This window comes from Streptomyces purpurogeneiscleroticus (genome assembly GCF_020024005.1).
Taxonomy (GTDB): domain Bacteria; phylum Actinomycetota; class Actinomycetes; order Streptomycetales; family Streptomycetaceae; genus Streptomyces; species Streptomyces purpurogeneiscleroticus.
In genome coordinates this window covers 1-6,832 of the sequence record NZ_NHSG01000289.1, presented here as the reverse complement: position 1 = coordinate 6,832, position 6,832 = coordinate 1, and the positions used below count along the sequence as shown (strand labels likewise).

The following is a 6,832-nucleotide window of genomic DNA, read 5'->3' as shown; positions in this document are numbered from 1 at the left end:
CCGAGCCGAAGCCGAAACCGAAACCGAAGCCCACTCCGACGCCGACGCCGACCCCGAAGCCGCCGAAGCCGACGCCACCGCCGCCGACGGCTCCGTATGCCGTCAACACGCTGGCCTGGGACTTCACGGGCAGCGGCAGCAAGCCGGAGGTGCGCGCCACGGACAGCAGCTTCCTGTGGCAGCGCCAGGGCGGCGTCAGCATCGGAGGCAAGCACTACTCCCACGGTGTGACGACGCACGCCCCGTCCTCGGTGACGATCGACCTCAACCGGGAGTGCACGGCCTTCGATGCCCTCGCGGGCGTGGACGACCTGGCCATGGGGCGCGGCGCGGTGCGCTTCTCGGTGTACGCGGACGGGGTGCGGCAGTGGCGCTCCGGTGTGGTGCGGGGCGGCGACCAAGCAGTACCGGTCCATGTCCCGCTGGCGGGCCGCACGTCCATCCGGCTGGTCGCCGAGCCTCAGACGTCCGCTGACACCCTGACGTTCAGCGACTGGGCGGAGTCCCGGATCAGCTGTCGCTGAGCCGCTGAGGGGGCTGTGAGGCGCGCCTGAGGCCCCGAGAGAGGCTCCTGGGGCCCTGGCGCCTCGGCGGGGCTACAGCGCCAGGCGTTCGACGCCGGTCGAGACGGCGCGCTGGCGGGGTGCCGCCGCGCCCGTCCAGCACGTTCCGCGTCGGGCGAGCAGCCGGCGCAGCCACAGCTCCGTGGAGACCAGCTCCGCCAGGCCGTCCAGGGGCAGCGGCGCGCCCTCGGCCGCGGCACGCAGCGCCTTGCGTACGACGCGGGCCTCCACCAGCCCCGCGTCGGCGAGCAGCGGTGCATCGAAGAGCCGCACGAGGTCGTCCATGGAGGCGCGCAGCCCGGCCCGTACCGCCGCCGCGTGCGTCACGTGGGAGGTCGCGCCCCAGCCCGGTGGCAGGTCGCGGATGCCCGCCCCGGAGAGCACGGCGCGCAACACCGAGGCGCGCGCCCCCGGTTGCACCCTGAGCGTGTCCGGGAGCGCGCGGCAGGCGAGTACCACCTGGTTGTCCAGGAAGGGCGCGTGCAGCCGCTGGTTCCGTACTTCCGCGGCCTGTTCGAAGACGCGGTGGTCGGCGGCGTGCCGGGCGAGTGCCGCGCGTGCCCGGCGTTCCCCGGGGCGGCCGACGGCCGGGGCCCGTAGTGCCGCGTCGCTCAGCCGAACCGATACTTCAGCGAGCGCTTCCCCCGTGAGCCAGCGCGCGGCAGGCCCGGGCCGGCACCACGTGAGCGCCGCCAGTGAGGCTTCCACGGCGCTGCCCGCCACCGTCTCGTCCGTGAACTCCCGCCCCAGCAGCCGCGCGGCGGCCGCGGAGATCCCCGCCCCGTAGGGCGTGCGGGCCAGCTTCCGCGCGGCCCGGTAGACCGTGAACGGTATGAACACCGAGTGCGTGGCCGCGCCGTCGGCCTTCGCCAGCGCCGTGACCGGGCGCAGCAGGTGCCGGCGCCGCCGGTCGAGCAACAGGTCCGCAAGGCGCGCCGGATGGGCGTCCAGTACCTGCCGCGCGCCGTGCCCCACGAAGTGGTCGGCGCTCCCGGAGAGCAGCCGCCTGCGGTGCCGTTCGGCGGCGACCATCGAGGGCCCCGGTTCGTCCGTGAGCGGCCCCGTACCCAGGGCCGCGTACGGGAGCGCCTCCTCGCCCGCCGCGACCACCACGTGGTGCAGCCGCGGGTTGTCCGCGATGCTGCGGGCGCGCTCCAGCTCGGCCTCCCGGTACGCCTGGACCCCGTTGCCGGCCCGGTCGTTGAAGGTGACCGCGAGGAGCCGCTCGCCCTGCCCGTTGAGCCGCCCCGGCTGCCCCGGCAGGCCGGCCGCGAGCAGCGCCAGCGTCCCGGACGCGCTGCCGCCGGACAGGTCGGCGCCGATGCCGGGCGCCGGTGCGCCGCGCGCGGCCCGTCGGTCCTCCGGGCCCATGCCGGGCACCGGGCCGGGGTCCAGGCCGCCGGGAGCCCCCGGACCGCCGTGCGGGTCGGGCGCGTGCCGCGGGGCCGCCAGCCGGGCCCGTACGGCGTCCACGAGCGCCTCCCGCACGCCGTCCACGGCCTGTTCGGGCGCGAGCTGCGGCGCCGAGACGGCGAGCGAGTGGGTCTGTTCGTACGAGGTGATCTCGCTGGAGCCGCCGCGCAGTACGAGGGCGTGGCCGGGCGGGACGCGCCGCACGCCCGTGTACGGCGTGCCCGTGCCGAGCGCCTCGGGGGCGTCCGGGCAGGCCAGCAGCGCCGCGAGGTGCCCCACGTCGAGGCTCGCCTCGATCAGGTCGGCGAGCGGCAGGGCGGCGGTCGCATAGGCCGTGCCGCCCGCCCACCGGGTGTGGAACACCGGGCGGGCGCCCGCCAGATCGCCGGTGACCGTGAGCCGCCGGCCCACCTGGGCGACGGCGGTGTAACTGCCGGGCCAGGCGGTGAGATGGCGCAGCGCACCACCACGTGCGGCGAGGAGGCCCACCCGCAGCTGGTCGTCTGTCGCGCCGCACACCCCGAAGACCGCGATCCGGGTCTCGGGGTCGGCCTTCACGATGCGCACTTCGTCGGGGCGCCAGTCGCCGACCGCCCAGAGCGGATCGGGGTCGCCCCACAGGAGTTGGGCGCCCACGGGGAGCACCGTGCGGCTGTCGTCGATGGGGCCCGGGCCCGTGGCGGCACTGCTCCACCCCACCAACCAGCGCATCGTGGCCTCCGCCCGTCTCCCCGTCGCTCCGCACGCCGGTCACGGAGGCACTCATTCGCCCCGTACGGCGCGTGGCACAGCAGTTGTGCGGACCACTCTGCCACGAGCGGGACCGGTGGGAGGCGGCATGAGGACGGCGTGTACACGCGGGCAGCCCCTGGTGTCGCGACAGCGCTCCGAAGCGCCGCGCACACCCGTCCTCAAGGGCAGCGCACACCGCCTTCAGGAGCCGCGCACGCCGCTTCTCGGGGCCGTGCACTGGCCGCGGCGGGAAAGTGTCGGGTGATGGTATTCAGCCAAAGTCCGTTCCGTACCGATACGTTGCGGGCGGAAGCGCTGGTCGGCGCGGACCCGGCGCATTCGGGGGCGGTCAACGGGGCGCGCGAACCGGGCGGCGGACCGTACGGACCGCCTGGCGGTCCCGTTCCGAGGCGTTGCGTAAGTGATCGCGACAGTCCGGGAGGTGGGACTCACCCCCCGGACCGGACCGCCACCCGCGGGGAATGAGGTGGCGGTGTCCCCCAGCCCACTGGATCCAGTGCAGCGGGCCGACCCACGCAAGACCCATGGAAACGTGCCCGCCATGGAGCAGCCAGCGCGCACGGACGGGCGCACGGCAACACGTACCCGGAGCACATGCACACGTGTGACCTCCTCTGCAGACACGAATCTCGCCATCCGGGACACCGACCCTTAACGGTCGGGATTCAGCGAACTACTCTGGGTGGACGCATGCCCCGGGGAGTACGGGGTGGCCGTCGCTTGGTCGAGGGGTGCGCATGTCCAGGGATACTCGCGGGCCGAACGAAAAACTCGGCACCGTTCTCGCCCTCGCGGGGATCAGTAACGCCGGGCTCGCCCGCCGGGTCAACGACCTCGGTGCGCAGCGTGGCCTGACGCTTCGCTACGACAAGACCTCGGTCGCCCGATGGGTGTCGAAGGGCATGGTCCCGCAGGGTGCGGCGCCGCACTTGATTGCGGCTGCGATCGGCAGCAAGCTCGGCCGGCCGGTGCCGCTGCACGAAATCGGGCTGGCCGACGCCGACCCCGCGCCCGAAGTGGGCCTGGCATTCCCGCGCGACGTGAGCGCGGCCGTACGGTCCGCGACCGAGCTGTACCGGCTGGATCTGGCCGGACGGCGGGCGGGCGGCGGCGGCATCTGGCAGAGCCTGGCCGGTTCCTTCTCCGTCAGCGCGTACGCCACTCCGGCCTCCCGCTGGCTCATATCCCCGGCCGACAGCTCAGTGGCGCGGGGTGTTCCGGAGGCGAGAACGGGGCGGGGCGGCCCGCAGGACACGGATGCGGACGCGGGGCCCGAGGGCGGCCTTTCGGGCCCGGCCGCCGCGCCTGGTGGCGCGCCGACGATATCCGGGGTCCCCAGCACCTCCGCTCTCTCGGGCAAGGAGCCGGGCAAGGACGACCCGAAGGACACGGCGGCCGCCGGCGGCGAGCCGCTGCCGCAGCATGTCGGCCACAGCGATGTCTCCAAGCTGCGCGAGGCGGCCGAAGATGCGCGCCGCTGGGACTCCAAGTACGGCGGCGGTGACTGGCGTTCCTCGATGGTGCCCGAGTGCCTCCGGGTGGACGCGGCGCCGTTACTCCTCGCCTCGTACAGCGACGAGGTGGGCCGCGCGTTGTTCGGAGCGACGGCCGAACTGACCCGGCTGGCCGGCTGGATGGCGTTCGACACGGGCCAGCAGGAGGCGGCGCAGCGGTACTACATCCAGGCGCTGCGCCTGGCCCGCGCCGCTGCTGACGTGCCTCTGGGCGGCTATGTCCTGGCATCGATGTCCCTGCAGGCGACCTACCGCGGCTTCGCCGACGAGGGCGTCGACCTCGCCCAGGCCGCACTGGAGCGCAACCGGGGGCTGGCGACCGCCCGCACGATGAGCTTCTTCCGGCTGGTCGAGGCGCGCGCCCAGGCGAAGGCCGGCGAGGGCCGCGCCTGCGAGGTCGCGCTGAAGGCGTCCGAGGGCTGGCTCGAACGGTCCCGTGAGGGCGACCCCGACCCGTCCTGGCTGGACTTCTACTCGTACGAGCGGTTCGCGGCGGATGCCGCCGAGTGCTACCGCGACCTGAGACTTCCGCGCCAGGTACGGCGCTTCACGGAACAGGCCCTGTCCCGCCCGACCGAGGAATTCGTGCGCTCGCACGGCCTGCGGCTCGTGGTGTCGGCGGTGGCCGAGCTGGAATCGGGCAATCTGGACGCGGCCTGCGCGGCGGGCACCCGCGCGGTCGAGGTGGCCGGACGCATCTCCTCCGCCCGCACCACGGAATACGTGCGCGACCTCCTGCACCGGCTGGAACCGTACGGCGACGAGCCGCGCGTGGTGGAGCTGCGGGAGCGGGCCAGGCCGTTGCTGGTGGCGCCGGTCTAGGGGCTGGTTCAGGGGCTGCACCGGGCAGCGTGAACGACGTCGTACCGGCGTCTCGCCGGGTGTCCTGCCGTGCCTCGCCGGGTGTCCTCTTTCGGCTGCTCTTGCCGGCCCGGCGTGTGGTCACCGGCCGCGGCCCTGAGCGTGGCCCTCGTCGTCCTCGTCGTTGCGGTCACCGACCTGATCAACGACCTGCTCAACGGCCTGCTCGACGGTCTGATCAACGGCCTGGCCGTCGCCCGGCAGGAGCCGGTGACGGAGCCGGTGACCGACGGATGTCAGTGCCCCCCGTCATGATGGGTATGTCGGTCGTGACGTGACGTTGCTCGTGATGGGGAGGTGCCGCGATGACGTTCGAGCAGGCGGAGGGGCGGCCCGCGGGGCAGGCCCCGGGTGAGGGCGCGGAGGCCGCGCGGCGTGCGGAAGCAGGTACGGCGGAGCCCGCGGGCGCGCGAGGGGACGACGCACGGACTGCCGGTGCCTCCCGGCCCGCCGGGACCCCCGGCACGGCGCCCCGCTCCGACTGTGACGTCGTGATCATCGGCGCCGGCATCGTCGGCCTCTCGACGGCGTATGCGATCACCCGGGCGGCGCCCGGCACCCGCGTCGTCGTGCTGGAGAAGGAGCCCGGCCCCGCCCGGCACCAGACGGGCCGGAACAGCGGCGTGATCCACAGCGGGATCTACTACCCACCCGGCTCCCTCAAGGCCCGCTTCGCGCTCGAAGGCTCGGCCGAGATGGTCAAGTTCTGCGCCGAGCACGACATCCCGCACGACGTCACCGGCAAGCTGATCGTCGCCACCGACCGCGCCGAGCTGCCCCGCCTGCACTCCCTCATCCAGCGCGGCCGCGAGCACGGCATCCCCGTCCGCGAGCTGGGCCCCGCGCAGATCCTGGAGTACGAGCCCGAGGTGCGCGGCCTCGCGGCCATCCACGTCGGCACGACCGGCGTCGCCGACTTCGGCGCGGTCGCGGACCGGCTGGGCCGCCTCGCGACGGAGGCCGGCGCGCGCATCGAGTACGACGCGGACGTCCGTACGATCGGCCGGCGCGGCGGCCGCGTCGCGGTGCGTACGGCCGCGGGCCGGGTCATCCGCGCCCGCGCGCTGGTGAACTGCGCGGGCCTGCACTGCGACCGCATCGCCCGGCTGGCCGGTGACGCCCCCGGGATGCGCATCGTCCCGTTCCGCGGTGAGTACTACTCCCTCTCCCCCGCGCGCGACTCCCTGGTCCGCGGCCTGGTCTACCCCGTCCCCGACCCGGCCTTCCCGTTCCTCGGCGTCCACCTCACCCGCGGCGTCCACGGCGAGGTCCACCTCGGCCCGAACGCCGTCCCGGCCCTGGCCCGCGAGGGGTACGACTGGCGGACGGTCCGCCCCGCCGAGCTGGCCGGCACCCTGGCGTATCCGGGCGCCTGGCAGATAGCCCGCCGCCACTGGCGGTACGGCGCGGGCGAGCTGCACCGCTCCCTCTCCAAGCGCGCCTTCACGGACGCGGTTCGCCGCCTGCTCCCCGCGATCACGGCGGACGACCTCATCCCTGCCCCGGCCGGCGTGCGCGCCCAGGCGGTCCTCCCCGACGGCACCCTCGTCGACGACTTCCTCATCACCGAGGGCCCGCACACCATCCACGTCCTCAACGCCCCGTCCCCGGCGGCCACGGCCTCCTTGCCCATCGGCCGCGAGATCGCGGGGCGAGCACTGGGGGTGCTGGGGTAGCGCCGCTGCCGGCCGACCACCGGCCCCCTCGTCGCTGACCCGCGCCCCCTCA

The 6,832-nt window shown here is 74.6% G+C and carries 5 protein-coding genes; 4 read left to right on the top strand and 1 reads right to left on the bottom strand.

Going from position 1 to position 6,832, the window contains the following annotated elements; translation table 11 throughout:
- Window positions 1-110 precede the first annotated feature (110 nt).
- Entirely contained in the window at window positions 111-524 is a 414-nt protein-coding gene (locus CCS38_RS18615) for an NPCBM/NEW2 domain-containing protein (RefSeq protein WP_308050832.1), read from the top strand.
- A gap of 72 nt (window positions 525-596) precedes the next feature.
- Here the strand turns inward: CCS38_RS18615 and CCS38_RS18610 are convergent, their stop codons facing one another.
- On the bottom strand, window positions 597-2,687 hold the full coding sequence (locus CCS38_RS18610; protein WP_223734417.1) for an asparagine synthase-related protein: 2,091 nt from the start codon (window positions 2,685-2,687) through the stop codon (window positions 597-599).
- 779 nt (window positions 2,688-3,466) lie between these two features.
- Between CCS38_RS18610 and CCS38_RS18605 the strand changes: the two genes are divergently transcribed.
- From CCS38_RS18605 to lhgD, 3 genes are all read left to right on the top strand, one after another.
- Entirely contained in the window at window positions 3,467-5,065 is a 1,599-nt protein-coding gene (locus tag CCS38_RS18605) for an NsdA family TPR-like regulatory protein (RefSeq protein ID WP_223734416.1), read from the top strand.
- A 114-nt stretch (window positions 5,066-5,179) separates the two neighbouring features.
- The gene (locus tag CCS38_RS18600; RefSeq protein ID WP_223734415.1) at window positions 5,180-5,359 is read left to right on the top strand and encodes a hypothetical protein; all 180 of its coding nucleotides are present in this window, start codon (window positions 5,180-5,182) and stop codon (window positions 5,357-5,359) included.
- A 50-nt stretch (window positions 5,360-5,409) separates the two neighbouring features.
- On the top strand, window positions 5,410-6,780 hold the full coding sequence (gene lhgD, locus CCS38_RS18595) for an L-2-hydroxyglutarate dehydrogenase (protein WP_223734414.1): 1,371 nt from the start codon (window positions 5,410-5,412) through the stop codon (window positions 6,778-6,780).
- Window positions 6,781-6,832: the final 52 nt, after the last annotated feature.